This is a genomic window from Marinobacter sp. MIT930201 (assembly GCF_047122665.1).
Taxonomy (GTDB): Bacteria; Pseudomonadota; Gammaproteobacteria; order Pseudomonadales; family Oleiphilaceae; genus Marinobacter; species Marinobacter salarius.
In genome coordinates this window covers 2,179,281-2,205,512 of record NZ_CP138916.1, presented here as the reverse complement: position 1 = coordinate 2,205,512, position 26,232 = coordinate 2,179,281, and the positions used below count along the sequence as shown (strand labels likewise).

Here is a 26,232-nt window from a genome sequence, read left to right as displayed (position 1 = left end):
CAGGGTACAGAAAAGTTCAGACCTCTGCATTCCTTTGTGGAGGTAGCCACCCTCCCAGGCATTGGTAAGCTCGTCAGGATTCCGGAAATGCCGTCCAGTCATCCAGCCAGGTCGATGTGGCCCTGGGGTTAACAGCGCCCTGGTACATCGCCGACTCATCAAAGAATTCGGCTTTCGGAGGCCGCTTGGCCGTCATGGCGCGCACTGAGCTTCTGGGGCGGAAATGCGGCGACGACTCGCTGGTGACAGAGGGTTGCAAGCCGGTTTCAACCTGAACGGTGTTCTGCAATTCGGGGCTGCGTATCCACAGCTCTTCGCTGAAGCCGAAATCGTCATCATCGGTTTCGTTAACAATGGTGAGGTTGCCTAACCTACCGTTGTTGGCAAGCAGGTTGTGGCTGAACGTCAGGGCATTCATGCCCACCAGCGCGGTGACCTCATCCCTGGTATCCAGGGCCTCAATGGCGTAACTGTCGATGATCATATTGTGGAAGTGGCCGCCGGATCCCTCTCTTAGCATAATAGCGCGGTGTTCTTTGGCGGAACGGCCGCTGCCATAAAGGGTGACGTTGTAGAATGTGGGTTCGGACCGTGGCACGGCCGAGTGGCTGGAACCGTTGTTGTCGCCCTCAAAGGCGTTATCGCCGACATCCCGGTACTGCTGAATAATGGCAAACTGTACCCTGCCTCGCCAGCCCCAGTCCCAGTCGATGCTGTCATCGGCAGCACCGGTCACCAGGATGTTTTTCAGGTCGACGGTGCCACCGAACATTTCGATACCGTCGTCCAGAGCACGGTGAACCTGCACGTTCTGGATGATGGTGTTGGAGCCACAGCCACCCAGGGTTAAGCCGTTCAGCTCGTTGTTCTGATAGACCTCGAAACCGGCAAATTCAATGCGGGTGTACTGCACCACGCCGCAACTATGCTGCGTGTCGCTGCCACCGAATTGCCCACGGGTGTCGTTTTCAGGTACGCCTTCAATGCGGGCGTTCGGCTCGTTCACCGGTGCCTTTCCAAGAAGCACAACGCCACCCCAGTCACCGCGAGCCCGTGCTCCGGGTTCCTTGCTACTGGTAAAGACCACCGGTTGGTTACGGCTGCCGCGGGCAAACAGTTTGGCACTGGACGTGACAACCAGGGCGGAACCGGGTTCGCCCTCTATGGTTACGCCGGGTTCAATGGTCAGGTTCGCGCCTTCCACAAACACGGTGTTTTCAAGGGTGTATCGATGACCGCTTTCCCAGACGGTGTCTGCGGTAATGTCGGCGCTGATACGCACGTTGCGATTCTCAAATGCGGTAAAACCGGCGACCGTGGCGACAACCGTGCCAATGACGGGAACCAGTACCAGCGCGTGACGGGCAAACCAACCGCTTCTTTTTTGCGGCGTGACGGGACTGGCCTGAAGTTTCTGGTTCGAGGACTTGGCCATCAGCGGACGGCCATCATCGTTGGCCATGATCTCGCGTGCCAGCGCCTGAAGCTCTGGCGTGCCATTGGCTTCCACACGCATCAGAACGTCATTGCGGTAGTTGGGCTCTCTCAGCAAGACGTTGAGATGGACAAAGTCGACGCTCGGGCACTGGCCCTTGTCGATGCGACGTTTGAGTCGCCAGAGCTTCTCTACCAAAAGGGAGGATTGGTCGGACATTACTGCTGCTCCGTTGGGATGAGAGCACCGTTGTACATGTCCAATGTGAAAGCTTTATGTCAATTGAAAGAAAAGAGTCGCTTAAAGGGGAGTATTTCGTCGTAAAGAAGGGACTGAGATGCGGGAAAATGGTCGGCGTGGCAGGATTCGAACCTGCGACCCCTTCGTCCCGAACGAAGTGCGCTACCAAGCTGCGCCACACGCCGATCAACGGCCGGTATTATACGGATTGGCTGGTTTTTTACCAGCCCCCGTATGATTTTCACTGCCCACTGGCAGTGGGTAATACCGAGATATCCGCCACCCGCAGGAACAGGTTACGCAGCAGGTTGAGCATGGCCAGGCGGTTATTACGCACGGCCTCGTCGTCAGCCATCACCATGACTTCATCAAAGAAGTTATCCACCGGCTCCCGCAGGCTGGCGAGAGAGCTCAAGGCCGTCGCGTAATCGCCTTTTTCAAACAGTGGCAATGCCTTGTCGGCTTGCTGGCGGATTTGGTCGGCCAGTGTTATTTCCGCCTTGTCCTGCAACAACTCACTGTCGATGCTTTCACCAATGCTGTCGCCACCCTGCTTGGTAAGGATGTTGGACACCCGTTTGTTGGCGCCGGCCAGGGCCAGGGCTTCCGGTAGCTGGCGGAAGGCTTCCACGGCTTTCACCCGGCGGTCAAAGTCCAGCGGGCGTGTTGGACGGCGGGCGTGCACGGCGAGGTAGACTTCGGCACTGATGCCCTGCTCTTCATAATGCGCACGGAACCGCTCCAGCATGTAGTCCACCACTGTGTTGGCCACATTCGGTTCGGTGATGCTGTTGTGTTCCTCTACCGCCCACTCGCACAGGGTTTGCAGGTCCAGCGGCAGCTCCCGCTCGATGATGATGCGCAACACGCCCAGTGAGGCTCGACGCAGCCCGAACGGGTCACGGGTACCGGACGGTGGCTGGTTAATGCCGAACAGCCCCACCAGGGAATCGATGCGGTCGGCAATGGCCACGGCGCAGCCCGTCAGTGTTGCGGGCAGGTCGTCACCGGCAAAGCGGGGCATGTACTGCTCGTTCAGTGCGCTGGCCACGTCTTCGTTCTCGCCGTCGTTGGCGGCGTAGTACTGGCCCATGATGCCCTGCAGGTCAGTGAATTCCAGCACCATCTCGGTGACCAGGTCGGTCTTGGCGAGCATGGCGGCGCGCTCAGCCAGAACGGGATCGCTGCCAATGGCGTCGGCGATCTTCTTCGCCAGTGCGGCCACCCGCACGGACTTGTCGTAAATGCTGCCCAGCTTGTCCTGGAACACGATCGGCTTGAGTTGGTCGATGCGGTCTTCCAGCCGGGTCTTGCGGTCAGTGTCATAGAAGAAAGCCGCATCGGACAGGCGTGGGCGGATAACCTTCTCATTGCCGGAAACGACCTGTTGTGGGTCCTTGCTTTCCAGGTTGGCAACGGTGATGAACAGCGGCAGCATCCGGCCGTCGGCGGAAACCACGTGAAAGTACTTCTGGTGTTCCTTCATGGAGGAAATCAGTGCCTCGGCGGGAACTTCCAGGAAGCGTTCCTCGAAACGGCCCATGAGCGGCACGGGCCACTCGTTGAGGGCGGTGACTTCGTCCAGCAGGTCTTCATCGATAACCGCCTGGCCGCCCGCTTCCTTCCTGGCAATGGCGGTGACGCCGTCACGGATCTGCTCGCGGCGTTCGGCGAAGTCAGCGATCACATACCCTTCCTGGCGCAGCACCACTTCGTAGTCGCCGGGCGTGGGCACGATCAATGATTTCGGGCAGTGGAAACGGTGACCGCGGGTTTTGTTACCCGGAGTCAGCCCCATGATCGGGGTGTCGATCACCTTGTTGCCGAACAGCAGGATGGCCCAGTGCACCGGACGCACGAACTCGGTTCTGTGCGCGCCCCAGCGCATGCGTTTGGGGATCGGCAGTGCGGCCAGGGACTGGTCTACCAGTTCCGGCATCAGTTCAACGGTGGGACGGCCTTTCTCGATGGTGCGATAGACCACCCAGGCGCCCTTGTCAGTTTCCATCGTATCAAGCTGGTCCGGTGTCACGCCCAGGGAGGTGGCGAAGCCGGTCAGTGCCCGGGTGGGGTTGCCGGAATCGTCGAACGCAGCTTTCACGGCCGGGCCGCGTTTTTCCACCGGTTTGTCCGGCTGAGCGTCTTCCAGGTCCCGTACCCTGACGGCAAGCCGGCGTGGTGCAGCAAAGGCTTCCACCTTGCCGAACCGAATACCGGCCTCTTCCAGGCCATTGGTAATGCCACGGGTAAACGCGTCCGACAGTGGCTTGAGGGCCTTGGGAGGCAGCTCTTCAGTGCCCAGTTCGACCAGAAAATCCTGTTTTGCCATGATTATGCGTTCCCCTGTTCCTGCTGAGCTTTTTTCGCTTTCTTACCCTTCTTGCCATTCGCCTTTTCGGCGGCGGCCTCGGTCGCTGCCAGTACCTCTTTGCGCAGGGCATCCGGTGCCAGCGGGAAGCCAAGCTTGCGGCGGCTGTCGAAATACGCCTGGGCAACGGCCCGGGCCAGGGTGCGAACCCGCAGGATAAAACGTTGGCGCTCGGTCACGGAGATGGCGTGGCGGGCGTCAAGCAGATTGAAAGTGTGTGAAGCCTTGAGCACCTGCTCATAGGCGGGCAATGCCAGGCCGGCTTCGATCAGGCGCGCGCTCTCGCGTTCGTGCACATCGAAGCTGTGAAACAGGAATTCGGTGTCGGCGTGCTCGAAGTTGTAGGTGGACATCTCCACCTCCTGCTGATGGAACACGTCGCCGTAGGTGACCACACCATCCGGGCCTTCGGTCCAGACCAGGTCGTAGACGCTGTCCACGCCCTGCAGGTACATGGCAATGCGCTCAAGCCCGTAGGTGAGCTCGCCGGTGACCGGATAGCATTCCAGGCCACCCACCTGCTGGAAGTAGGTGAACTGGGTTACTTCCATGCCGTTCAGCCAGATTTCCCAACCCAGGCCCCAGGCGCCGAGGGTGGGTGATTCCCAGTTGTCCTCAACAAAACGGATATCGTGGACCAGTGGGTCCAGCCCAAGAGCCTTCAGGGAATCCAGGTACAGTTCCTGAATGTTGTCCGGGGACGGTTTCAGCACCACCTGGAACTGGTAGTAGTGTTGCAGGCGGTTGGGGTTCTCCCCGTAGCGGCCATCGGTGGGGCGGCGGCTGGGCTGAACGTAGGCGGCGTTCCAGGTTTCCGGACCGATGGAGCGCAGGAAGGTGGCCGGGTGGAAGGTGCCGGCACCCACTTCCATGTCCAGTGGCTGGAGGACCACGCAGCCGTGCTGCGCCCAGAAGTTCTGCAGGGCGAGGATCAGGCCCTGGAAGGTTTTGATGTCCGGCGTGTTTGCGGAAGTTGCCTTGTCTGTCACGACGTTTGCCTGCTGGTCAGTCTGTGTGTGGTGCCCGGGCATCTGGCCGGGGCACTCCGGAAAAAAGGGGCATTATACGCTTGCCAATCGCGTATTTCTAAGTTGGGTTCAGAAGATTGATTTTGCGCTAGAAGAACGTCAGTCCCACCTGGAACAGTTTCTCCACATCCCGTATCCGCGACTTGTCCACCAGGAACAGGATGACGTGGTCATCCGGCTGTACCCGCAGGTGGTCGTGGGCAATGAGGACTTCGCTGTGGCGGACGATGGCGCCGATGGTGGTGCCTTCCGGCAGGTTGATTTCGTCAAGCCGCTTACCCACTACCCGGGAGGACCGGTGGTCGCCATGGGCGATGGCCTCAATGGCCTCGGCAGCGCCCCTACGGAGTGAGTGAACGTTTACTACGTCCCCGCGGCGAATGTGGGTAAGCAGGCTGCCAATGGTGGTTTGCTGGGGCGAAATAGCGACATCAATGTCGCCGCCCTGGATCAGGTCAACGTAGTCCGGGTTGTTGATCAGGGTCAGTACCTTGCGGGCGCCCAGGCGCTTGGCCAGCAGTGACGCCATGATGTTGGCTTCGTCATCGTTGGTGACTGCACAGAAAACATCGGTATTTTCGATGTTCTCTTCCAGCAGAATGTCCTTGTTGGCGGCGTTGCCCTCCAGTACCACGGTTTTGCGAAGGTTCTCGGACAGCATCACGCAACGTTCGTGGTCCCGTTCCAGAAGTTTCACCTGGTAGCGGGATTCGAGAGTATGGGCCAGGCGCTGGCCAATGTTACCACCCCCACAGATGAAGATGCGCTTGTAGGGTTTTTCCAGTGGCTGCAACTCGCTCATGACCGAGCGAATATGGTCGGAGGCAGCGATGAAGAAGACCTCGTCGCCGTCTTCAATCACCGTATCCCCCTGAGGCATGATCGCCCGGTCTTTCCTGAAAATGGCGGCGACCCGTGTTTCGATTTTGGGCATATGGCTACGCAGGTACGACAACTCGTGGCCAACCAGTGGGCCGCCTTCCGTCGCCCGAATGGCGACCAACTGAACAAGCCCCTTGGAAAACTCCAGTACTTGCAGCGCGCCGGGGTATTCGATCAGTCGTGTAATGTGCTTGGTGACCAGGTGCTCCGGGCTGATCAGAACATCGATGGGGAAACCCCGCAGGCTGTCCAGATCCTTTTTCTGATCCCGCTGGTAGAACAGTTCTGGTTTTGCCAGGTAGGCGTTGGCCCTGACCCGGCAGATGGTTGTCGGGGTTTTGTAGAGCAACTTGGAGACCTGGCAGGCCACCATGTTGACCTCGTCACTGTTGGTCACGGCGATGACCATGTCACCATCTTCAGCGCCCGCCTGGCGCAGAACCGTGGGAAAGGAGGCCATGCCCTGGACAGTCCGAATGTCCAGTCGATCCTGAAGCTCCCGCAGGCGGGTACTGTCACTGTCGATCACGGTGATGTCGTTGGCTTCGTTGGCGAGGTTTTCTGCCAGGGTCCCGCCCACCTGGCCGGCACCGAGAATCAGGATTTTCATGGTTCGGGTTTCTCCAGCACAGCGTAGAAAAATCCATCGTGGCTTTCGGGAACAGGCAGCATCTGGCGGCCGGTTTCCATATCGCGCCCCCAAAGGACATCGGGCTCCACCAGGGCAGCGTCGTCCTGCTGCTTCAGGAATCGACGAATTATACGGTGATTCTCCTGCGGAAACACCGAACAGGTGGCATAGACCAGGCGCCCTCCGGGTGCGAGCACTTGCCACATCGACTCCAGCAGACCCAGCTGAATGCTGGCGAGCGGGACAATGTCTGATTCACGGCGCAGCAACTTGATGTCCGGATGGCGGCGAATCACGCCGGTGGCGCTGCAGGGAACGTCCAGCAGGATGCGATCGAACGGCTTCCGGTCCCACCACTGGTCAATATCTGCGGCATCGGCCTGTTTCAGTGTCGCCACGAGATCCAGCCGTTCCAGGTTTTCCTGCACCCGTGGCAGTCGATCAGCGGATTCGTCGATAGCGACCACTTCTTCCAGTTGTCCGCAGCTTTCAAGGATAGCGCAGGTTTTGCCTCCCGGTGCGGCACAGGCATCCAACACCCGTTGGCCGGGCGCCAGGTCCATCAGGGTGGTGCAGAGCTGGGCTGCTTCATCCTGCACACTGACCGCGCCTTCGGAAAACCAGGGCAGAAGATCCACCGGCACCGGGGCGGCCAATTGGATGCCGTGGGGCGCAAACACGGTTGCGTTGGCATCGATACCGGCATCGGACAGTAATTGCAGGTAGTCGTCGCGGCTGAAGCGCAGGGCGTTCACCCGCAGGGTCATGGGGGCCTGGGTGTTGTTGGCTTCGAGAATAGCCTGCCAGTCGTGAGGCCAGTTATGGCGCAGTTTTTCAAGCATCCAGGGAGGGTGGCTGAAACGACCGATTTCGTCGGCAATGGGCGGCTCCCCTTCCCGCTCCGCAGCCCGCAGAACGCCGTTCACCAGCCCTGTCAGATGTGGTTTGTCGAGGGCGCGGCAGGCTTCCACGGTTTCATTCAGAATCGCGTAGGTGGCCTGCTGACTGAAGCGAAGCTGGAACAGTGCCACCAGCATCAAGTGGTGGACCACCCGGTCGGATTTGCGCAGCGGTTTTTTCAGGCGCGCCTGTAACTCGCCATCGAGCCGGTGAAACCAGCGACAGGTGCCGTAGCACAGTGCCTGTAGTGGTGGTCGTTCGTTGTCTGCCACATCACCCATGGCGTGGGGCAGGCATTGGGACAGCGACTGGCCGTTCTCAACGGATTGCAAAACCCGGGCAGCAACCGCCCGCAGTGGCTGGCCCTGCTGGCTCATTCAGTTCAGCTCCTGGCCGGGCATCAGTATGTCCTTGCCGCCGTTGATCAGGTCGTTCACCGATTGTGGCCGCGAGCCGGACAACTGCAAACGGGTGATCCTCAGGGATTCCAGGCCGCAGGCAATGTCGATGCCCTCGCGGTCGCGGCGAATCACCGTGCCGGGATGTTTGTCGCTGGTGTCGTCCAGAATCTCCGCCTGATGAATGCGGATGCGCAGATCGTCCAGGTCGGTGTAGGTGCCCGGCCAGGGATTAAAGGCACGAATCAGCCGGCTGATGGCGGGGGCATCCCGGGTCCAGTCGATATGCCCTTCTTCCTTGCTGAGTTTACGGGCATAGCAAGCCCTAGCCTCGTCCTGGACTTCGCCCTGCAGTTCGCCTTTCTCAAGCTGCTCCAGCGACTTGACGATGGCTTCGCCACCCAGGCCAGCCAGACGGTCGTGAAGGCTGCCGCCGGTATCCGCGTCTTCGATTGGGGTAATGGCTTTCAGCAACATTGCGCCGGTGTCGAGGCCAGCGTCCATCTGCATGATGGTAATACCGGTTTCCCGGTCACCCGCGGCGATCGCGCGCTGAATAGGCGCGGCACCGCGCCAGCGAGGCAGTAACGAGGCATGGATGTTCAGGCAGCCGTGACGAGGGAGGTCCAGCACCGCCTGCGGCAGAATCAGTCCGTAGGCAGCGACGATCATCACGTCTGCGTTAAGACTGCGGAGCTGTTCCTGCGCTTCGGGCGATTTCAGGGACTCTGGTTGAAACACGGGAATGCCCGCCTCAACCGCCACCTGTTTGACCGGGCTGGGTGTCAGTTTGCGGCCACGGCCAGCGGGCCGGTCGGGTTGGGAGTAAACGCCAACCACCTGATGATGGGTCGTGAGCAGTGCCTTCAGCGCGGTGGCTGCGAATTCGGGGGTGCCGGCAAAAACAAGTCGCACGGGTATCGCTTCCTGGTCCGTTGAATACGAAAAGACCGGGTTTTCACCCGGTCCCGATTTACGCTGTTTTGGCGGCTTCAGGCGCTTTTCTTGTGAAGCTTTTCCAGTTTCTTGCGAATACGGGTGCGCTTCAGTGAACTCAGGTAGTCCACAAACAGCTTGCCGTTGAGGTGATCCATCTCATGCTGGATACATACCGCCAACAGGCCACGGGCTTCCAGCTCAAAGGGTTTGCCGTCACGGCCAATAGCCCTGATCATGCAGTGTTCGATACGGGAGACGTCCTCGTAGAAACCCGGTACCGACAGGCAGCCTTCCTGCATCTCCTCAAGCTCGCCATCAAGCACTTCCACTTCCGGATTGATGAATACCCGCGGTTCACTTTTGTCTTCGGACAGATCCATGACGATGATCTGCTTGTGTACATTGACCTGGGTGGCTGCCAGGCCAATGCCGGGCGCATCGTACATGGTCTCGAACATGTCGTCGATCAGCTTGCGGGTCTCGTCTGTTACCTCGTCCACTGGCTTGGCAAGGGTGCGCAAGCGGGGGTCCGGGTATTCGAGAATATCTAGTATCATGGCGCTCGTACTTTTGGTGTCTGATTCTGGCTTTCACCGTTATCTTTTGTAACGGTGTGAATACTGTCTCCGAAATGCGACAGCGTACTGCGCATTTTTCCATCCCGTGACTATTATGATCGGGATGAAAGAGCCGGTTTCAACGGGTTTTTGCCGTTTATGGTGCTATTATCCCTCAACTCGCTCATTGAGTACAAACTGATCAGTTGATAGTCAAAAGCTTTCGACCATAGCGTAGAATTTACTGGAAGAACAAAAGATAACATCACAATTTGCGAGACATCTTCTATAGTAGTGGTATAAAAGGCAGAGTACCGGCTGCTTACCAAGAACAGAATCTATCGATTCAAGGCACGCGATCAAGGACTTAAACAATGAGGAAACTGCTGTACGCTCTGGCAGCAAGCATGCTGCTGCTAACCTCCTGGGCCCACGCCGCCCCGGAACTGAGGTCCGATCATCCCGAGCGTTACACTGTCGTGAAGGGTGACACCCTGTGGGATATTTCCGCCCGCTTCCTGAATAACCCCTGGTACTGGCCGGAAATCTGGCACGTGAATCCACAGGTTGCAAACCCACACCTGATCTATCCGGGTGACGAGCTGGCGCTGGTCTATATTGACGGCAAGCCGCGTGTTACCAAGGTTTCCAGTGATCGGGTGGTGAAGCTTTCACCAAAAGTGCGTTCCGAGCCCATCGATACGCCGATTCCCGCGATTCCCCTGGATGCGATCAGCAGTTTCCTGACCGACACGCGTATTGTTGACGTTGAGGCACTCAATGGCGCGCCTTACGTGCTGGAAGGCGAGGACGGCCGGATAATTACCGGCGCGGGTGATCGGATTTACGCCCGTGGTGAGAAGCCGGCTGACAATGTGGGCGTCTTCCGCCGCAGCAAGGAATTCCGCGATCCGGAAACCGGCGAGTTCCTTGGCCTTGAGGCCCGGAGTATTGCCCGCGGCGAAGTCATTGCCGAGAATAAAGACGTTCTGACACTCCGACTGAAGCAGTCCAATGAGGAAGTGCGCATCGGGGACCGTCTGCTGGTTGGCGAAGAGCGTCGCATCACCACCAGTTTTGTGCCCAGCTCTCCCGACAGTGACATCGAGGCCCAGATGATCTCGGTCGATGGTGGTGTCAGCCAGATCGGGCAGTTTGACGTGGTGGCTATCAACCGCGGTGAACGGGAAGGTCTGAAGCCGGGCAATGTCATGGCCGTGCTGAAGAGTGGCAATCTGGTTCGGGACCCGGTCACCAATGAAACCATCGAACTGCCCTCCGAGCGTGCCGGGCTGATGATGGTGTTCCAGACCTACGAGAAAATGAGCTATGGCCTGATCCTGCAGGCCACCCGTCCGTTGTCGGTTGGTGACAAGGTGACCAATCCCTGAGCTGATCACAACGTAAGACGTCCGTAGAAAGGGAGCCGCATCGCCGGCTCCTTTTTTTATGGCATAATTCACCCTCGGCCTGCCAGGAAGGCAGGCCCCGTTAGCCAACCCTGATCCACGGAAGGATGCCATGCCCCTCTCTACCGAGCCCCTGTCTGTCCCGAACCTGTTCCAGTCGGAACACGGGTTCTGGATATTCCTGTCCTGTCTGCCGAAATTCGGAGCCCGTCGCCAGCAGGCGATCCTCGAACAGATTCCGGATTTCCAGCATCTCCTGACCCATAACGCCGCCACGCTGAAAGCACTGGGTTTGGCGGCGGAAACGATCGACGCTCTCCAGGCATGGCGCCGCCAGGACAGCGCTCACCCTGTGATCGCCAGCGCCGACGGCATATACCGGGATTGCCTGCGGACCGGCACGGCTATCCTGACCATCGCCGATGCTGACTACCCCGAGCCTCTCAGGCATATTCACGACGGGCCATTGGTCCTCTATGTGCGCGGTGATCGCTCCCTGCTGGGGCGCGAGCAGATCGGTATTGTAGGTAGCCGCAACGCCACCCGGGCCGGGCTGGAACATGCCCGTTCCTTTGCCGCGGCGCTCGGCCAAAAAGGCTTGCTGGTGACCAGCGGGTTGGCCCTGGGGGTGGACGGCGCCGCCCATGCCGGCGCCCTGGATGCCGGCTTCCCGACCGTCGCCGTGATTGGCAATGGTGTTGATAAGCCTTACCCCTACCGCCACCGCACGCTCAGTGAGCGCATCGCCGGAGAGGGAGTGATTGTCTCCGAATACCCGCCAGGCACCTCCGCCAAGGCGGGCCACTTCCCTCGCCGAAACCGGATTATCAGCGGCCTTAGTCGAGGTATCCTGGTGGTAGAGGCGGGACTCAAAAGCGGCTCCCTGATCACCGCCCGACTGGCGCTGGAACAGGGGCGGGAGGTATTTGCGATTCCGGGCTCGGTCCACAATCCTTTGGCACGGGGCTGCCATCACCTGATACGCCAGGGTGCGAAGCTGGTGGAAACCGTGGACGATATCTGCGAGGAACTCGGCGGCTGGTGGACCAGTCAGAACGAGGGCGATTCCTCTTCGGTGATCATGAAAAGGCCAGCACCCGAAGGCCTGGACTCCCGGGAAATCGCGGTGCTGGAGGCTTTAGGGTATGATCCGCAGTCAACCGATGATTTGTGTTCAGTGACCGGTCTTCCCGCCGATCAGTTGATGCAGTCGCTGCTTCTCTTGGAGTTACAGGGATTGGTGGATTCTGCGCCGGGAGGGTTTCAACGGATTGGCTGAGCCACGTTTACAGACTTGAAGATTTCATGAAATTACCACAGCAACCTTTGTCCGACTGGCACCTTCATTGCGCCCGCCGCACCGTCCTTGGTGGCGGGGTCATTGCCTATCCCACGGAAGCCGTCTGGGGGCTGGGTTGTGACCCCTGGGATCAGGACGCCGTTGAACGGGTCCTGTCGCTCAAGCAGCGTCCCATGGAGAAGGGACTGATCCTTGTGGCGGCGTCTGTTGATCAGATACGGTTCCTGTTGGACCCATTGCCGAAGGAGCAGCAGCGCCAGGCGATGAGTCATTGGCCTGGCCCGGTTACCTGTCTTCTGCCGGATATCCGCAAGCAAATCCCACAACAGGTTCGGGGGCATCACAGCTCCATCGCTGTCAGGGTCAGTGACCACCCTGTTGTGCGCGCCTTGTGCGAGGCGGTCGGCTTTCCCCTGGTTTCAACCTCCTGTAATCCGGCAGGACGCCAGCCGGCCCGTTCCTCCTGGCAGGTACGTCGTTACTTCGAGGGCCAACTGGATTGGCTGGTGCCAGGAGACCTGGGCGGTAATCGTCAACCCAGCCGTATCATCGATATCGTCAGCGGAAAGCAACTGCGCTAGGAGTTCCCATGTCTCAGCACCCTGTCCAGCACCCCGACACCAATGCCGTGAAACAATACCTGCTTGGCCTGCAGGATCGAATCTGCGAACGGCTGGCTGCGGTCGATGGCAAGGGCGTTTTTGAAACCGATGCCTGGGACCGGCCCGAGGGCGGAGGTGGCATCAGCCGGGTGATCACCGATGGCGAGGTGTTCGAGAAAGGCGGTGTAAACTTCTCCCATGTGATGGGCGAGACCATGCCTGCGTCAGCCACCGCGCATAGACCCCACCTGGCGGGTGCGCCCTGGCAAGCCATGGGGGTGTCTCTGGTCATGCACCCTTCGAACCCCTACGTACCCACGTCCCACGCCAACGTCCGGTTTTTTGTTGCGACCCCCGAGGATGCAGAGCCGGTCTATTGGTTTGGCGGGGGTTATGACCTTACGCCCTATTACGGCTTCGACGAGGATTGCGTCCATTGGCACCGGGTTGCGAAAGCCGCTTGTGATCCTTTCGGCGACCAACTGTATCGTGAGTACAAGCACTGGTGTGACAACTATTTCTACCTCAAACACCGGGACGAGCCGCGGGGCGTGGGAGGGTTGTTTTTTGACGACCACAACACCGGGGATTTCAGCCGTGATTTTGCCTTGATGCAGTCAGTCGGGGACAGCTTCATCGATGCCTATGAGCCCATTATCGAGCGACGAAAAGCCATGGTGTGGGGCGATCGCGAGCGCGATTTCCAGCTGTACCGCCGCGGCCGCTACGTGGAGTTCAACCTGGTGTACGACCGGGGCACCCTGTTTGGCCTGCAGTCCGGTGGCCGTACCGAATCCATCCTGATGTCGCTGCCTCCGCTGGTGCGCTGGGAGTACGACTTCGTGCCGGAGCCCGGATCGGAGGAAGCGCGGCTGACGGACTACTTTCTTACCGGGCGGGACTGGCTGGAGAGCGCTGATGCACAATGATCTGTATGCGGTGGTTGGCAATCCGATCAGTCACAGCAAATCCCCCCGCATTCATAGCCTGTTTGCCCGCCAGACCGGCGAGCAGCTGGAATACACGGCCATACAGGCGCCGGAAGACGATTTCGCGAATACCGTAAAAGGCTTTTTTGAACGCGGTGGCAAAGGGTTGAATATCACCGTGCCTTTCAAGGAGCAGGCCTGGCAGTTGGCGGACCTGCGGACCCAGCGCGCCGAGCGAGCGGGTGCGGCGAACACACTCTACAAAGACAGTAAAGGCTCACTTACCGCCGATAACACTGATGGCAAAGGATTGGTTACCGACCTGATGGTCAACCATGGCGTTCGCCTGGCGGGTAAACGCCTGCTGGTGCTGGGCGCAGGCGGGGCCGTTCGTGGTGTTCTGGGGCCGATTCTTGCTGAAGAGCCCGCTGCCCTGACGATTGCCAACCGCACCCTGGCAAAAGCCGAGGGGCTGGTCAGTTTCTTTGAATCCGTGGCCGGCGATACGCACCTGGAGGCCTGCGGATTCGAACAGCCGGCCGACGCTTTCGACGTTATTATCAACGGCACCAGTGCCAGCCTGCAGGGAGATTTGCCGCCGGTTTCCACAAGTGTGATCGGTGCCGACACGGTGATCTACGACATGATGTATTCTCTGCAGACCACCACCTTCAACCAGTGGGCTCTGGACCAGGGAGCCACCCGGGTGTTCGATGGCCTGGGCATGCTGGTGGAACAGGCGGCGGAGTCGTTCCGGATATGGCGTGGAAAAACTCCGGACACCCGTCCGGTGATTGAAGAATTGCGAAACGACTGAGCCCAACCCGGATGAATGGGCTATGCTTCGCAGGTGCAAACGGTTCCCGAAGATCGCTGATTAATCGCTGATTTAAGGTCTCTGATGGATATACTCACCCTTGTCGGGCTGGTGGCAGGCGTACTGATTGTCGTGCTTGCGATGCTGGCTAACGCGTCGATACTGACCTTTTTCAACCTTCCGGGGTTGGCGATTGTGCTGGGTGGCACGTTTGCCGTTACCCTGATCAAGTTTCGTCTGCCTTCGGTGATGAGTGCTTTCAGGCTGGCGTTTTCAGCGGCATTCAAGGACCGCGTAGAACGGCCGGCGGAGTTGATCCGCGAAGTTGGCACATTGGCTCTTGTCGTTCGCAAGGAAGGTATCCTGGGCCTGGAAAACCACCCCACCAAAAACGAGTTTCTGCAAAAGGCCATCAATCTGTGCGTGGACGGCCACCCACCGGAGCTGGTTGAAGAAGCTCTGGCCCAGGAAACCCAACAGACGGCTGAGCGTTACGAAGTCTCCGAAAGGGTATTTCGTGGTATTGGTGAATCCGCTCCGGCCATCGGTATGCTGGGTACGCTGGTTGGCCTGGTGCAGATGCTCAACACCCTCGACGATCCGTCCTCCATTGGCCCGGCCATGGCGATCGCCCTGCTGACCACGCTCTATGGCGCCTTCATCGCCCAGCTGATCGCCCTGCCCCTGGCCGACAAGCTGCAGCTCAAGGCCGAAGATGAGGCACGTAACCAGGTACTGATCACCACGTCGATGCGTACTATCATGCGCGGCGAGAATCCCCGGGTGATGACCGAACTGCTGTCGTCCTTCGTAACGCCGGAGCAGCGCAACGGTCTTGCGCCGGAGCGGGAGGCGTAGGTTTTGGTGGTCCGCCAGCCCGTCAAAAAGAAGAAGCATGGTCGTGGCTCCCCGGCCTGGATCGTCACCTTTGCCGATCTGGCCACCCTGCTGCTGACCTTTTTTATCCTGTTGCTGTCCTTCGCCGAAATGGATGTTGAAAAATACCGTGCTATGGCCAATTCCATGGCGGTGGCCTTCGGCAGCAACCAGGTGCTCGGCGATGCGGTGGGGGGCTCGCCGCTGACATTGATTGAGTCGGATACGGTTTCCCTGCCGGAGCCAATGGAGACGGCGACCGACGAGCCCGAATTTATTGATGAACGCGCGGAGGGGGATGCCCCGACCAAAATTCCGGCGGGTGTGATCGATCTGGCCAGCCGAATGATCGAAGAGCTTGAACCGGAAGTGGCTTCGGAGGCATTGAGCGTCAACTACGATGAAAGCCGGGTGGTGATCCGGTTTTCGGAGGAAGCCACGTTCCGCTCCGGAGAAGCGGCGATCAAGCCGGGAATGGTGCCGATCATCGAGCGGGTGGTAGAGGTGTTGTCTGGTTGCACCGGTGACGTTCTGGTGGCGGGTTACACGGATGACCGCCCGATAGCCAGTGGCCGCTATCGCTCTAACTGGGACCTGTCTGCCGCGCGTGCCGTGTCGGTGGTTCACGAGCTGGTGCTGAATCGTCAGGTGCCGGCGGAGCGGGTTGTCGCGGCGGGCCGGGCGGAAACCAACCCGCTGGCGCCCAACGACAGCCCGGAGAACCGGGCCAAGAACCGAAGAGTGGAGATCGCCATCCGCAACCCGCAATGCGACGACAGCGTGGAGACGGATCAGTTACCGGTGGAAATTAACCCGTGAAGTTCGCATATGCCTGCCGGGAAGCTCCTCATAGTGAATTTATATAACCCCGGCGCTTTTAGATCTTTATACTGTGCAGCCCAACGCAAACACATTTGTCGTAACTATTTGCTGTAAAAAGCTGTAACGAAAAGGCCAGAGAGATTATGAGCGGACCTGACAAACCGAAAGTGATTGGTGAGGAATGGAGCGATGAGCGGGTAAAGAGCTTCCTGGCCATTACGCCCTACGACAGCAACATCAATCCTGACTTCAATGCCCTGATCAAGGCCTACCAGGCCATGATTGCCGAAGACTTTGACCGTTTCGTCGGTTTCTTTGTGGAAGCGGGGCGGGATCTCAACGCAGTTGATGAAAATGGTGAGACTATCCTGGACCTGGTGTCGCGGCACCGTCGTAGCACCGCTTACGCTGAGACACTTCGCAAAGCCGGCGCAAAAACAATGGCGGAGGCCGGGAGCTGAATCTCGCCGTTCTCCTTCTTTGCGGGTTACTGCTTAATAAAGCCTGAAGCGGATACTTTTACCGGAATGTGCGGACCGCTGAAAGTCCGATGAAGGAAGGGCCGGAAACTGGCCATTGAAGGCCCCCGTTGACCCAAGTGGGGGCGCGCGCCCCAACGGAATCCGCGTAAGCCTTCCTGATCACCGCTTCCAACAAACGGTGCCAGCATTGTGGGGTCGGCGCTGATCACATGAACAACGACGTCGCGGCTGGCGTTGTCGCCTGTGATCAAAGGGGCCGCCTGATGGTCACCTGTCAGCACCAGCAGGGTCTTGTTATCCACATGACGTTTGGCGTACTCGGTGGCCACGTTCAGCGCATAATCCAGCGAGCGGGCGTAGTGATCGCGTACGCGCTCGGGGTCCCGCCACAGGCTTGCGGGTGCTTCGCCGGCATCTTTCCAGCGGTTAAAGATTTCTCCATCGCCAATGCTGTCCCAATCGTCCAGAACCGGGAGTATGGGGACCCATGGCGCGTGGCTGCTGATCAGTGCCACTTCAGCGAACACAGGGGTATGATCGGCGCGCTCCCGAATCTGGCGTTGGAACCATGACCAGGTGTACTGATCCGGCATGGTGACCCAGTTCAGGGCGGGTCCACGATAGCCCATGGAGGTGGAGTGATAGATGCGGTTGTAGCCGAACGCAAGACCCTCCGGCCACTCGCGGGTAATGGCGGGCATAACAGCCACGGAATCATGGCCAGTCGCGCCCATATCGTCAATCAGTGTGGGATAGTCACTGGCCAGGAAAGTGTCGTAATCGAGTTGGGTATCGATCCATTGGCCGCTGAGCAGCGTGGTATGCGCCAGCCAGGATTGACCACCCTGAACGGGGGATTGCAGGCGGCCCGTGACCATATGCAGGCCGGCGTTCGCCAGCACCTGCTCCATTTGCTGGAGGCGAGGCTGGATCAGGCGCCCGTAACGCGGGTCGGTGACGGATGATATGCCGTAGGACTCAATGAACCCCAGGATCACATCGGTTTGAGCAAGCGCTTGCAGTGGCCTGGATTGGCTCGCGCCCGGGTTATCCATCAAATGTTGTTGGAAAGAGGCCGTTGACTGATAGGTATCAGCGGCCAGTTCAACTTGCTGAGTGGCTGCCCGGGCTGCCGTCAGGCCTACGAATGGTTGCGGTAAGAACGTTACCCCGATGGCGACGATGCCCAGAGACGCAACAGCCCTTGCCGCGGCGCGGGAACGGTTTGCATCAACCTGCCGGAGCAACCGGCTCACGCAGATGCCCAACCCCACGAAGACAGTCAGGGCCATGACGATCAGCACCAGCGACAGCGTCACGCCCAGGTTGCTCTGCAACAGGTTAAACACCGAACCGGCAAGTCCCAACTCGAGATAGAGATTGAAAGGTCGCCCGATGCTGTGGCGAACCAGAACATCACTCAGTGCAAAGAAGGCGAGCAGGCCAAAGAGAGCGCCAACAGTTGCCGCTCCGACACGCTTCCCCGTGCTTTCAGGTAGAAGAGCGAACAGTCCACTTATCAACAGGGCTTCCGCAGCCAACCAGGGCATTTGGGAATAGTGAGGCAGCAGCAACGCCAGAAACAGAACGTTCAGCAGGATGGTGGTGAGTAACAGTCGCTTCAATGGCGGATCTCTCCACTAAACCTCATTGAGATAGTCGTCCTTGAGTTTGACGTAATTGGCCGCGGTATACTTGAAGAAGGTCTTTTCCTGATCCGACAACGCCCGGGCCTGTTTGCAGGGTGACCCAACGTACAGGTAACCGGACTCCAGGGTTTTGCCCGGCGGCACCAGGCAGCCAGCAGCGACAATCACCTCGTCCTCCACCACGGCGCCGTCCATGATGATGCAACCCATACCTACCAGCACCCGATTACCAATGGTGCAGCCGTGCAGCAGCGCCTTGTGGCCAACGGTCACGTCATCCCCGATCTGAAGTGGATAGCCACCGGGGTTATAATCACTGGCATGAGTGATGTGCAGCACCGACCCATCCTGAATACTGCAGCGATTGCCAATGCGGATTTTGTGCATGTCACCGCGCACCGCCGTCATTGGCCAGATAGAGACGTCATCCCCTGTCTGGACATCCCCGATAACCACTGCACTGGGATCAATCCAGGCGCGTTCTCCAAATTGTGGCGTGTTACCCTTGTGTGTTCGTACATTCGACATTACATATACCTATATAGCGTTTACCCGAAGGCTCGGGGCACCTGTGGGGAGGCCTTTCCAAAACTGTACGGAGCCATGGATGGCGGAGTCCAAGCGTCACATGGATGTGCCGAAGGAGCGTGTTTTGGAAAGGCCTCCCCACAGGTGCCTTATCCCGATGTTGAATACTCGAAGCTACCTGACAAATTAAAGGCTGAGAAGGGGACTTATGAATAACCCGTTATTGACCGACGACCTGTTGCCCAAGTTTGACCATGTTCGCACCGAGCACATGGAACCGGCAATCGACCAGATTCTCAGCGAGAACCGCGTGAAAATCTCACAACTGGCGCAGCAGGACGAACCCACCTGGGAAACCCTGGCGCAACCGATGCAGGCAACCGAAGACCGGCTGGAAAGAGCCTGGTCGGTGATTTCCCACCTGAACGGTGTGATGAACAGCGACGACCTGCGCAAAGTGTACAAGAACTGCCTGGAAAAGCTCACCGAGTACAGCACCGAGCTGAGCCAGAATGCTGAGCTCTGCGAGGCTTACAAGAAGCTGGCAGCAAGCGACCAGTACAATGAACTCAGCGAGGCACAGCGTAAATCCGTGGACAACACCCTGCGGGACTTCCACCTCGGTGGCGTCGATCTGCCCCAGGAAAAGAAAGAGCAGTACGCCAATCTGTCGATGGAGCTGTCGGAGCTCTCCAACCGTTTCAGCGACAATGTTCTGGATGCCACCCAACACTGGTTCAAGCACATCACCGATGTGGAAGAGCTGGCGGGCGTTCCTGAGAGCGCACTCGATGGTGCCAAGCAGGCAGCACAACAGAAGGATCTGGACGGCTATGTGATCACCCTGGATTTTCCCAGTTTCTACCCGGTGATGACCTACGGTGACAACCGCGACCTGCGCCGTGAAGTCTACGAAGCCTTTGTGACCCGAGCGTCCGACATGGGCCCGGATGCAGGCACCTGGGACAACACGCCAGTGATGGCGGAAATCCTCAAGCGTCGTCACGCCATGGCTCAGTTGCTCGGATTCGATAATTACGCCGAGCGCTCCCTGGCCACCAAGATGGCCCGCAATGTGGACGAAGTGCTGGACTTCCTGAACCAGCTGGCGGCCAAGTCCAAACCCATTGCCGAGCGGGAGTTTGCCGAGCTGAAGGCCTTCGCCAGGGACACCCACGGCGTTGACGACCTGCAGGCGTGGGACATCGGCTACTACAGTGAAAAACTGCGCCAGGAACGCTACGACATTTCCCCGGAAACCCTGCGCCCATGGTTCCCGGTGGACAAGGTGGTCCCGGGCCTGTTTGCCGTGGCCGAGAAGCTGTTCGACGTGCAGATTGAAGCCAAACCAGACGTGGAAACCTGGCACCCGGACGCGACCGCCTATTGCATCAGCCGTAATGGCGAGCCCCTGGCCTGGTTTTACCTTGACCTGTACGCTCGCCAAGGCAAGCGTGGCGGCGCCTGGATGGCGGACTGCCGGGTACGCTGGCGAAACCTGCGCGGCCAATTGCAACTGCCGGTGGCCTTCCTGACCTGTAACTTCACGCCGCCGGTGAACGGCAAGCCGTCACTGCTGACCCACGATGAGGTCACCACGCTGTTCCACGAGTTCGGGCACGGCCTGCACCACATGCTCACCCAGGTGGATGTGCTGGACGTATCCGGAATCAATGGCGTTGCCTGGGACGCCGTAGAGCTGCCCAGCCAGTTCCTGGAAAACTGGTGCTGGAACCCCGAGTCCCTGGCCCTGATCGCCTCGCACCATGAAACCGGTGAGCCGCTGCCGGACGACCTGCTGCAAAAGCTGCTGGCGGCCAAGAACTTCCAGTCCGGCATGGCGATGGTGCGTCAGCTGGAGTTTTCGCTGTTTGACTTCCGCCTGCACGCGGAATTCACCCTGGATGCCCCCACTAACCCGCTGGACATGCACCGCAAGGTGCGTAGCGAGATTGCGGTGGTGGAAGCACCGTCATTCAACCGCTTCCCCAACAGCTTCTCCCACATCTTTGCGGGAGGGTACGCCGCGGGTTATTACAGCTACAAATGGGCCGAGGTGCTGGCGGCGGATGCGTTTTCGCTGTTCGAGGAGAAGGGTATCTTCGATCCGCAAACCGGCAAGGCGTTCCTGCAGAACATCCTTGAGAAAGGCGGTTCCCAGGAACCGATGGAACTGTTCAAGGCGTTCCGTGGCCGTGAACCGGAGGTGGGTGCCCTGCTGAAACAGACGGGTATCACCGAAGACGCGGCTTAAGCCGATATTACCCGGTCAGTGTTGTGGCTGGCCGGGTTCTGGAATTGTTGGAGTTCTAACCATGGCGACCCCCAAACGTTTTATCGCCGGCGCTGTCTGTCCCCGCTGTGCGGAGATGGACAAAATCATGATGTTTACCACCGACGACGATGATCAGGTTCGCGAGTGCGTGGCCTGTGGTTTCACGGATGCGGTGTCTGATACCCCGGAGCCGACCAATCCCGAACTGGAAACCCGGGTGAACAAGCTCGGCAACGAAGATGATCATACCGTTAAGCAGGTGGTGTTCTTTTCTTCCAAGGACGACTGATGGTCGGGAGTTTGCCTTCCTGATGTAGCCTGCTGGTTTTGGAGGCCTGGACGGCGTCGTGGTGCTTTCTTCTGGGAAAAAGAACTCGCTGCGCTCAGACACCTTTTTCCCGGCAGAAAGCACCCCAACACCCTCCGGTTTGAACCACACGGATATCGCCGTTTGAGTCGAGCTCTCGGCTTTCTCTAGGCGATATTGACGCGGTTCGTTCGTGAGGGGGTAGGGGGATTTTTACTCGCCAGAAATGGGTGTCTGAGCGCAGCGAGTTCCATTTCAAGAGCAAAAACTCCCCTTGCCCCCTCGCAGCCCCCACACCAACCAGGCTAGAAAATGAGGGCAAACTCCAAAAGCCTAAAGAACCATAGCCGCCAACCACCCAAAGCTCAACAACGGCAGGTTGTAGTGCAGGAACGTCGGCACCACCGTATCCCAGATGTGGTTGTGCTGGCCGTCGACGTTGAGGCCAGCGGTAGGGCCGAGGGTAGAGTCCGAGGCCGGGGAGCCGGCATCGCCGAGGGCGCCGGCGGTGCCGACCAGGGCCACGATGGCCAGGGGGCTGAAGCCCAGTTCCAGGGCCAGCGGCACGTAGAGGGCGGCGATGATGGGGATGGTGGAGAAGGATGAGCCAATGCCCATGGTGATCAGCAGGCCGACGACCAGCATCAGCAGGGCGGCCAGAGCTTTGTTGTCGCCGATGGCAGAGACGGAGCCCTCCACCAGAGTGGCGATTTCACCGGTTTCGCGCATGACTTCCGCAAAGCCGGAGGCGGCGATCATGATGAAGCCGATCATTGCCAGCATTTTCATGCCTTCGGTGAACAGGTCGTCGGCTTCTTTCCATTTCACCACCCCGGACAGGTTGAACAGTACAAAGCCAGCCAGCGCCCCGAGGATCATCGAACCCAACCACAGTTGAACCACGAACGCCGCCACGATGGCGACCAGGGCCATTAGCAGCGTGCTGCCGTTGTAGGTCACATCCACCCGTTCGGTGCGGGCGATGGCGTCCAGGTTGTAGTGTCGGTCGCCGCGGTAGCTGAAAAAGACGGCGACGAGAAGTCCACAGAGCATGCCGAGTGCTGGCAAGGCCATGGCGGACATGACATTGAGATCAGTGGCGTCGATGCCGTTGTCACCCACGTTCGCCAGCAGTATTTCATTGAGGTATATCCCTCCGAAACCCACAGGCAGGAACATGTAGGGTGTGATCAGGCCGAACGTCAGCACGCAGGCCACCAGGCGGCGGTCCATGTTCAGTTTGGCCATCACATACAGCAGTGGCGGTACAACCAGAGGAATAAACGCAATGTGAATGGGCAGGATATTCTGGGACGACATGGCAATGGCCAGTAGCAGGCCAACGATCAGCAGGCGGATGCCGCCAGCGGCTTTGCCGTTGTCCTGCCGGCCCACCAGGTTCAGGGCTTTGTCCGCCAGGGCATGGGCCAGGCCGGATTTGCCGATGGCAACGGCGAAGGCACCGAGGGTGGCGTAGGACAGGGCAACGGTTGCGCCGCCTCCCAGGCCCTCGTTAAACGCGGCAATGGTGGCGTCCAGTGACAAGCCGCTGATCAGGCCGCCGGCAACGGCACCGATAATCAGGGCAACAACAACGTGGATGCGGCACAGGCTCAGTACGAGCATGATCGCTACCGCAGCAACAACGGCATTCATGGCAGACTCCGGGATGTCGGGAATGGCTTTCAGCGCCCCGGAGGTGGGGCGGTTCAGGAAAGCGCGCTAATGTGCCGGAAACGCGTGCTGCAGTCAAAAATCGTGTTTACGTGTGGTCGTCAGCCACGTAGGTAAACCGGGGAACGTCCTCGCCAGCGACTTCCACGGTTTCCTGGAACATCGCCAATGGTCGTACCCATAGGCTGTAGTCGCCGTACAGGCAGCGATAAACGACCATCGGTTCCTCGGTTTCGCTGTGGCGGGCCACGCCGATAACGTCATAGTCCCTGCCTTTGTAGTGGCGGTAGCGGCCAGGGCGTAGCTCTGATTTTTTATCGGTCATCGTGTTTCTCCATACGTAGTTGATAACTACGTATTTTTGAGGCGGACTTACTCCCAGTAAACGTCTAGACTGTCAGGAAGTAAACGCAAGGAGGCATTGGGACTGACTGTTGGCATCGACAGTTTAGTTGAGTTTTCCTGTTCCGGGTAACACGGCCACTATGAGCACTTTTTCAGTTTGCCGACTGGCGCGGATACTGTTGCTGGCGCTGACCATGGCCGCGGGTCCGGCCTACGGTGAAAGGGCATCGTTTGCCTGGTTTGAAGCATCGGGGCCGGACACTGATGTGGAGGATATCCGTGGCCTGGCGGAAGCGCAATGGCAACCAGTTGCCCGTAAACAAACCCTGAATTTTGGCTTCACCAAAAGCACCTATTGGCTACGAGTTGAGGTGCCTGCTGAGCCGGTTAACCGGGTGCTGGAAATCGGCTATCCCCTGTTGGACGATGTGCGGGTCTACTGGTATATCGGGGGCGAGCAGGTGGAACGCCATGTCACCGGGGACAGTCGCAAGTTCGGCTCCCGCCCGATTTACCACCGCAACTTTGTTTTTCCGGTACCTTCGAACAGTGACCCCACCACAGCGTATGTCCGTGTTCAGAGTGAGGGGGCGGTGCAGATCCCGGCCCAGGTTATCGAGTCGGCGGACTTTCTGGCGCGTGAGCAACTGGACTACGGCTGGCAGGCGGTTTTCCTGGGCATCATGATTGCCATGGCCCTGTACAACCTGTTTGTATTCGTCATCGTCCGTCAACAGGCCTATCTGTGGTACGTGTTGACCGTGGTTGCTTCTGCACTGGTTTTGCTGAACTTCAACGGCCTGGTGTTCCAGTGGCTTTGGCCGGATTTGCCGATTCTGAACCGTTACTTCACGGCCCCGGCCATATCGGCCAACATTCTGTTTGCGGTGATGTTTGCACTGAACTTTCTCGCCGTCCGAAATTACAGCCGGGTGTCCTACCGCGTGTTGCAATTGGTGGCATTGGTCAGTGGGTGCAGTCTTGTCTACGGCCTTTTCGGGTCTTACCAGAGCTCTACAGCCATCATCAGCGTATTCGCGGCGGTAATCACTCCCCTTACCTGGATTCTTGGCCTGGTCATCTGGCGCAAGGGCCAGGCATTGGCGGGGTTCTACGTGGTGGCATGGACCCCGTTACTGCTCGGGCATCTGGTTATGTCGATCAGTAAAATCGGCCTTATTCCTACCAGCACGGTAACAGAGCTTGCACCCCAGACGGGTGTGGCGCTGGAGGTCATTTTGATGTCGTTTGCACTGGCGTACAGAATCAACCTTGAGCGCCGCCTCAGGATTGAGGCCCAGGACCATGCCCTGGACATCCAGCTGCAAGCCAACCAGACGTTGGAAGCCCGCGTTCAGGCGCGTACGGAAGAGCTGGAGCAAGTCAATGAGCAACTCAAGGCGGTTTCCATTACTGATGGCTTGACCGGGGTTGCCAATCGTCGCCAGTTTGACGAAAAACTGGAGGCAGAATGGCACCGTGCCCTGCGCCAGGGACATCCCCTGAGCCTGGTCCTGTTGGATATTGATTACTTCAAACGGGTGAACGACAACTTTGGCCATCTGGCGGGGGATGATTGCCTGGTCAGTGTCGCGTGGGTCTGCGCCGCCGAAATCCAGCGCTCAGGAGATTTGCTGGCGCGATACGGCGGCGAGGAATTCAGTGTGCTCCTGCCGGCGACGCCGGAGGCCGGGGCCGCCAATGTGGCTGAACGCTTGCGGGTGGCTGTGGCGGGCACATCGGTTTACGTTGGTGACCACAGCAGCCCATTGAACCTGTCGGTGAGCGCCGGGGTGGCCACCATCCTGCCGGAACCGGGTAGCCGCCCCGAGGACCTCATCGGCAGGGCCGATGAGGCCCTGTATGCCGCTAAGGGCGCAGGGCGTAACCAGGTGATGGTATTCCGGGAGTCGGGCGCAGAGGCCATCGCCGGTTCCTAACGTCAGTTTTTCAGCTTGTAGCGGCCGGGGCCGAGAAAAATAACGGCTACCGCGATGAACAGGAAGAAACCCTGCAGCTCCAGTGCCCAGCCGCCGTGATTGCCCAATGTCATCAGTTCATGGCTGTGTACCAGCGCTATGGCCACCAGCATGTTGAAGGCGATGAGTAAGGCGCCGATACGGGTCTGGTAGCCCAGGATCACCATTAATGGTGCCAGCAACTCACCAATGAACACGCCCCACGCGAAAAAGGCGGGAATCCCATGGCTGGCCAGTTGGCCTTCGATGAAGCCCACGCCATGGAACAGCTTGGCGATGCCATGAAACAGCAATAGTCCGCCCAGGGTCAGTCGAACAATCAGTTTTCCCAGATCCGCGTTGTCGAGCAAGGTTTATTCTCCCGTCAGGAAAGGTTTATTGGTCAGCGGGCAAGCTTAACCGGTTTGTCGCCCGGCTCAAAGGTTGCGGATCTGGGGGTACAGCGGCACCAGTTTTTTGATCAGTTGGTTCTGCGCACCCGTGGGTATGCCGTTCTCTTCCATGGCCAGGATGAGGTTCTCAGCCAGGGCATTGAATTGGGTGTCCGTCACGTTCATATCGGCGTGGCTTTCGCGCATTCCGCGCCCGGAATAGGTGCACGGCCCACCACTGAGTTCGCAGAGTTGGTCCGTCAGGTTGGTGTGGAACTGGCGCACGTCAATGCCACGAAACTGATCGTTGATACGCTCGTCTTCGACAATCCGGTAGAGCAGGTCTTCGACGATATCGGCAATGCCGGAACGCTCCCCAAGCTGCTGATAGAGAGAAGTATTCTGTTGACTGGATTCAACCATGGACTGGCAACCGGAGAGGACCAGCAGGGGCAGCAGAACCATGATGATGACGGAATGTTTCATAGT

At 58.9% G+C, this 26,232-nt stretch carries 24 protein-coding genes and 1 tRNA gene; 11 read left to right on the top strand and 14 right to left on the bottom strand.

Annotation, left to right across the window (positions count from 1 at the left end; translation table 11 throughout):
- Positions 1-73 precede the first annotated feature (73 nt).
- The 8 genes from SIC19_RS10195 to def form a co-directional block, all read right to left on the bottom strand.
- The gene (locus SIC19_RS10195; protein ID WP_127402047.1) at positions 74-1,654 is read right to left on the bottom strand and encodes a hypothetical protein; all 1,581 of its coding nucleotides are present in this window, start codon (positions 1,652-1,654) and stop codon (positions 74-76) included.
- A gap of 129 nt (positions 1,655-1,783) precedes the next feature.
- Positions 1,784-1,860 (bottom strand) — tRNA-Pro (locus SIC19_RS10190).
- A 56-nt stretch (positions 1,861-1,916) separates the two neighbouring features.
- Entirely contained in the window at positions 1,917-4,004 is a 2,088-nt protein-coding gene (gene glyS, locus SIC19_RS10185) for a glycine--tRNA ligase subunit beta (protein ID WP_085678224.1), read from the bottom strand.
- A 2-nt stretch (positions 4,005-4,006) separates the two neighbouring features.
- Positions 4,007-5,032: a glycine--tRNA ligase subunit alpha gene (gene glyQ / locus SIC19_RS10180; RefSeq protein WP_036212087.1), complete on the bottom strand. Its 1,026-nt coding sequence runs from the start codon at positions 5,030-5,032 to the stop codon at positions 4,007-4,009.
- Positions 5,033-5,159: 127 nt separating this feature from the next.
- Positions 5,160-6,563 carry a Trk system potassium transporter TrkA gene (gene trkA / locus SIC19_RS10175; protein WP_036211787.1) on the bottom strand — a complete coding sequence of 468 codons (1,404 nt, stop codon included), beginning with the start codon at positions 6,561-6,563 and terminating at the stop codon, positions 5,160-5,162.
- Positions 6,560-7,861 carry a 16S rRNA (cytosine(967)-C(5))-methyltransferase RsmB gene (gene rsmB / locus SIC19_RS10170; protein WP_036211791.1) on the bottom strand — a complete coding sequence of 434 codons (1,302 nt, stop codon included), beginning with the start codon at positions 7,859-7,861 and terminating at the stop codon, positions 6,560-6,562. The genes trkA and rsmB overlap by 4 nt, the downstream gene beginning before the upstream one ends.
- Positions 7,862-8,797: a methionyl-tRNA formyltransferase gene (fmt, locus tag SIC19_RS10165; RefSeq protein ID WP_036211793.1), complete on the bottom strand. Its 936-nt coding sequence runs from the start codon at positions 8,795-8,797 to the stop codon at positions 7,862-7,864.
- Between the two features lie 77 nt (positions 8,798-8,874).
- Positions 8,875-9,378, bottom strand: a complete 504-nt coding sequence (def, locus tag SIC19_RS10160; RefSeq protein WP_036211796.1) for a peptide deformylase — start codon at positions 9,376-9,378, stop codon at positions 8,875-8,877.
- A gap of 374 nt (positions 9,379-9,752) precedes the next feature.
- Here def and SIC19_RS10155 point away from each other — a divergent pair, with 374 nt between their 5' ends.
- The 8 genes from SIC19_RS10155 to SIC19_RS10120 all read left to right on the top strand — a co-directional run bounded on the left by SIC19_RS10155 (position 9,753) and on the right by SIC19_RS10120 (position 16,594).
- A complete protein-coding gene (locus SIC19_RS10155; protein WP_075196395.1) occupies positions 9,753-10,769 on the top strand; it encodes a LysM peptidoglycan-binding domain-containing protein in 1,017 nt (338 codons plus the stop codon).
- A gap of 130 nt (positions 10,770-10,899) precedes the next feature.
- Positions 10,900-12,066 carry a DNA-processing protein DprA gene (dprA, locus tag SIC19_RS10150; protein ID WP_127402048.1) on the top strand — a complete coding sequence of 389 codons (1,167 nt, stop codon included), beginning with the start codon at positions 10,900-10,902 and terminating at the stop codon, positions 12,064-12,066.
- A gap of 26 nt (positions 12,067-12,092) precedes the next feature.
- Positions 12,093-12,668 (top strand): L-threonylcarbamoyladenylate synthase, encoded by a 576-nt coding sequence (locus SIC19_RS10145; RefSeq protein WP_075196393.1) that lies wholly within the window; start codon positions 12,093-12,095, stop codon positions 12,666-12,668.
- Between the two features lie 8 nt (positions 12,669-12,676).
- Positions 12,677-13,618 carry an oxygen-dependent coproporphyrinogen oxidase gene (gene hemF, locus SIC19_RS10140; RefSeq protein ID WP_075196392.1) on the top strand — a complete coding sequence of 314 codons (942 nt, stop codon included), beginning with the start codon at positions 12,677-12,679 and terminating at the stop codon, positions 13,616-13,618.
- On the top strand, positions 13,608-14,435 hold the full coding sequence (gene aroE / locus SIC19_RS10135; RefSeq protein WP_041332733.1) for a shikimate dehydrogenase: 828 nt from the start codon (positions 13,608-13,610) through the stop codon (positions 14,433-14,435). Before hemF ends, aroE begins: the two co-directional genes overlap by 11 nt.
- 84 nt (positions 14,436-14,519) lie before the next feature.
- Positions 14,520-15,293: a MotA/TolQ/ExbB proton channel family protein gene (locus SIC19_RS10130; RefSeq protein WP_075196391.1), complete on the top strand. Its 774-nt coding sequence runs from the start codon at positions 14,520-14,522 to the stop codon at positions 15,291-15,293.
- Positions 15,294-15,296: 3 nt separating this feature from the next.
- A complete protein-coding gene (locus SIC19_RS10125; RefSeq protein ID WP_075196390.1) occupies positions 15,297-16,130 on the top strand; it encodes a flagellar motor protein MotB in 834 nt (277 codons plus the stop codon).
- A gap of 146 nt (positions 16,131-16,276) precedes the next feature.
- A complete protein-coding gene (locus SIC19_RS10120; RefSeq protein WP_075196389.1) occupies positions 16,277-16,594 on the top strand; it encodes a PA4642 family protein in 318 nt (105 codons plus the stop codon).
- Between the two features lie 26 nt (positions 16,595-16,620).
- On the opposite strand, the gene SIC19_RS10115 is transcribed toward SIC19_RS10120, so the two are convergent.
- Positions 16,621-18,240, bottom strand: coding sequence for a hypothetical protein (locus SIC19_RS10115; RefSeq protein ID WP_127402049.1), 1,620 nt, complete (start codon positions 18,238-18,240; stop codon positions 16,621-16,623).
- A 15-nt stretch (positions 18,241-18,255) separates the two neighbouring features.
- Positions 18,256-18,792 carry a gamma carbonic anhydrase family protein gene (locus tag SIC19_RS10110; RefSeq protein ID WP_085678208.1) on the bottom strand — a complete coding sequence of 179 codons (537 nt, stop codon included), beginning with the start codon at positions 18,790-18,792 and terminating at the stop codon, positions 18,256-18,258.
- Between the two features lie 208 nt (positions 18,793-19,000).
- Between SIC19_RS10110 and prlC the strand changes: the two genes are divergently transcribed.
- Positions 19,001-21,046, top strand: a complete 2,046-nt coding sequence (prlC, locus tag SIC19_RS10105) for an oligopeptidase A (protein ID WP_127402050.1) — start codon at positions 19,001-19,003, stop codon at positions 21,044-21,046.
- Positions 21,047-21,107: 61 nt separating this feature from the next.
- Positions 21,108-21,356, top strand: a complete 249-nt coding sequence (locus tag SIC19_RS10100; RefSeq protein WP_007152953.1) for a YheV family putative zinc ribbon protein — start codon at positions 21,108-21,110, stop codon at positions 21,354-21,356.
- Positions 21,357-21,707: 351 nt separating this feature from the next.
- Here SIC19_RS10100 and SIC19_RS10095 read toward each other — a convergent pair whose 3' ends face one another.
- Positions 21,708-23,030 carry a Na+/H+ antiporter family protein gene (locus tag SIC19_RS10095; RefSeq protein ID WP_085678203.1) on the bottom strand — a complete coding sequence of 441 codons (1,323 nt, stop codon included), beginning with the start codon at positions 23,028-23,030 and terminating at the stop codon, positions 21,708-21,710.
- Positions 23,031-23,136: 106 nt separating this feature from the next.
- Positions 23,137-23,373: a DUF1653 domain-containing protein gene (locus SIC19_RS10090; RefSeq protein WP_041332743.1), complete on the bottom strand. Its 237-nt coding sequence runs from the start codon at positions 23,371-23,373 to the stop codon at positions 23,137-23,139.
- Between the two features lie 160 nt (positions 23,374-23,533).
- On the opposite strand from SIC19_RS10090, the gene SIC19_RS10085 reads away from it, so the two are divergent.
- Complete coding sequence (locus tag SIC19_RS10085; protein ID WP_228712273.1) at positions 23,534-25,333, top strand: diguanylate cyclase; 1,800 nt, start codon at positions 23,534-23,536, stop codon at positions 25,331-25,333.
- A 2-nt stretch (positions 25,334-25,335) separates the two neighbouring features.
- Here the strand turns inward: SIC19_RS10085 and SIC19_RS10080 are convergent, their stop codons facing one another.
- Entirely contained in the window at positions 25,336-25,722 is a 387-nt protein-coding gene (locus SIC19_RS10080) for a DoxX family protein (RefSeq protein WP_036211832.1), read from the bottom strand.
- Positions 25,723-25,788: 66 nt separating this feature from the next.
- Entirely contained in the window at positions 25,789-26,229 is a 441-nt protein-coding gene (locus SIC19_RS10075) for a group I truncated hemoglobin (RefSeq protein ID WP_036211834.1), read from the bottom strand.
- Positions 26,230-26,232 lie beyond the last annotated feature (3 nt).